This is a genomic window from Levilactobacillus fujinensis, from assembly GCF_003946335.1.
Lineage (GTDB): Bacteria > Bacillota > Bacilli > Lactobacillales > Lactobacillaceae > Levilactobacillus > Levilactobacillus fujinensis.
Genome location: NZ_RHNX01000083.1, coordinates 1 through 2,306 on the forward strand (window position 1 = coordinate 1; position 2,306 = coordinate 2,306).

Sequence of the window (2,306 nt, forward strand, 5' to 3'; positions counted from 1 at the left end):
CCGTGGACGAATTAAAAGCGATGGTGCCAGCATAACCTACAACACCCTATCAACAACTAGGTAAAAGGCACACTCTCAGACTATTTGCACCAGAGCCGTTCAAGCCTTATCAGCCGGGAATGAGTGCTGTTGATATTGCCGAAGTACATGATTAAACCGGCCAAAATCGTTACGTTAATTATTTAATAAATTGTTTATTTGTTTGCTTGATAATGATATAATTAAGCTAGATGAAGGAGGCATCAAGATGAAGATTATTACTTTTACTGCTATCAAGGGTGGTGTTGGTAAAACAACCTTGACTTTAAATTATGGTGATTGGTTAGCCAAACATGGTAAGAAGGTTCTATTAATCGATTTAGACCATCAGTGCAATTTAACAACCGTTTTTGAAAAGACACGACGAAACAATACCATCGCTGAAGCGTTTAAAGAAAATGACACTGCTCAAAAAGTAAAAATTGACAGTGTCGGACCGAATCTAGATTTAATAGCCGGTTTTATAGACCTAGATGTTTTAGGAAGTTATCTAGAAAATAACAGTAACAAAGAAATGATGTTGTTCATGTGGTTTAAAAACAACTCCGATTCATTAAGCTTGACCGACTATGACTATATCTTAATTGATACGCACCCAGATTTTAGCACCATCACTAAAAACGCTATTGCTATCAGTAATTACCTGCTTAGTCCCATTACACCCAGTGAACATGGCTACAATGCCAAGTTTGACCTAGAAACACGACTCGAAAAATTCAGAAAATCACTTTTTGATTATCGAACTGGCGAAACTTACGTTGACGCAAAGCTTTTCTTTATCGGTAATATGATTAGACATAATACAAGCATGTCTCGCGATTTGCTAAAACACATAGAAGGCGATGAAACAGTCGCAACTATAATTCCTGAAAGAGAGCTCTTTAATAAAGCTACTGCAAGGCACGCTTCAATATTTGAATTGGCCAATCATGATGAATCCATTTTAAAACAAAACCAAAAGTTCATAGAACACGCCGATCATCTTTTTCAAGAATTAGCAAATAAAACCAAGTAAGGAGAGTTAGATTATGAGTTTAGATTCATTCAACCATAAAAAAGACGAAGAAATGAGAGAAAGTTACGAAACTACATTGAAAGACAACAAGAAAGATGCAGTTGCATTTTTGAAAAATATCAGCCGAAAGGAAGTAGAGCGTAAGCGATCAGTGACCTTCTCAATTACTGAAAGTCAACTTAAAAAAATGGATACGGCTGCCCGAAAAAACGGATTTAAAAATCGTTCAGAATTCTTAGCTTCAATCATAGATGCAATTTAGCGGTTAAACAAATAAATAAATAATCAAACAAATACGCAATTTATCTGTTTAATTAATTTGTAATTAGGTAAAAGCTAGTAAAGTGCACTGAACCAAATACGGTTGCCTGTAGGTAAGCGCTATGCTAGACTAAGATTAATTTAACAACCGAATAAATAGATCAAGCTAAACAGAAAATCCCCGATTCACGAGGAATCGGGGATTTTAGGTTTAGCAAGTAGCTAATAGCGAGCTACTTAGATTCAGACGATTTAGACCGCCAAGTTAAAATCGTCTGAACATTGTTCTTAATTTGTAGGTTAATTATACCGCAAACCAGTCCTATGGGACAAGTGAAGGATAGTTAAAAACAAATTGAATCCAATGGGCTAAGTGGCTAACCAATGCTATTTAGTCCATTTTTGTTGTTAGAAATTAAAAAAAGTTGCCGTATGGGCAACCCAGAATAGACACATGCCGGTGAATTTACAAAGCCGATCACGTCCAATGTTCGCTTTGTAATTCAGTTAAAGCATATCAGATTTGTATTTTAAAACAAGTCAGATGTTTTAGCAACTCTCTTTAAGACGACGTGTGTCAGTTAAGAAAGGGAGCTTTTATTATGGATCAATCAAACTTCAACTTTACAAATGCTAAAAGGGCCTATGAAGTAAAGTTTTACGCTTTGCCGCAGATCTTACTCCAAGGGGAAAAATATAAGGATCTTAGCGATAGTGCCATTTTACTTTATTCGGTGTTACGCGATCGTCTAAGTTACTCACTAAGCAATAATTGGGTTGACGAAAATAACAACGTATATTTCATATACACAAACAATGAACTGAAAGATTTACGAAACTGGTCAAATAATAAAATCAATAAGATTAAACACGAATTAATGGACGCGAACCTTTTGTATCAAAAACATATGGGGTTTAATCCAAGATCAGGCAAAAACGAACCAAATAGATTATATTTGGCAGATTTGGAAGTAACAGCAAAAGACGTTTA

At 35.3% G+C, this 2,306-nt stretch carries 3 protein-coding genes; all 3 read left to right on the top strand.

The window, feature by feature from the left end; translation table 11 throughout:
• Positions 1–247 precede the first annotated feature (247 nt).
• Positions 248–1,054 (top strand): ParA family protein, encoded by an 807-nt coding sequence (locus tag EKM89_RS13690; RefSeq protein ID WP_002825830.1) that lies wholly within the window; start codon positions 248–250, stop codon positions 1,052–1,054.
• 13 nt (positions 1,055–1,067) lie between these two features.
• Positions 1,068–1,316 carry a ribbon-helix-helix domain-containing protein gene (locus EKM89_RS13695; protein WP_002825834.1) on the top strand — a complete coding sequence of 83 codons (249 nt, stop codon included), beginning with the start codon at positions 1,068–1,070 and terminating at the stop codon, positions 1,314–1,316.
• Positions 1,317–1,917: 601 nt separating this feature from the next.
• Positions 1,918–2,306: replication initiator protein A (locus EKM89_RS13700; RefSeq protein ID WP_164510603.1), on the top strand; the 389-nt coding region annotated here is incomplete at its 3' end.

What these genes read in the sequence shown, in the direction of transcription:
- EKM89_RS13690 (WP_002825830.1), top strand. Translation starts at nt 248, where the DNA reads ATGAAGATTATTACTTTTACTGCTATCAAGGGTGGTGTTGGTAAAACA.
- EKM89_RS13695 (WP_002825834.1), top strand. Translation starts at nt 1,068, where the DNA reads ATGAGTTTAGATTCATTCAACCATAAAAAAGACGAAGAAATGAGAGAA.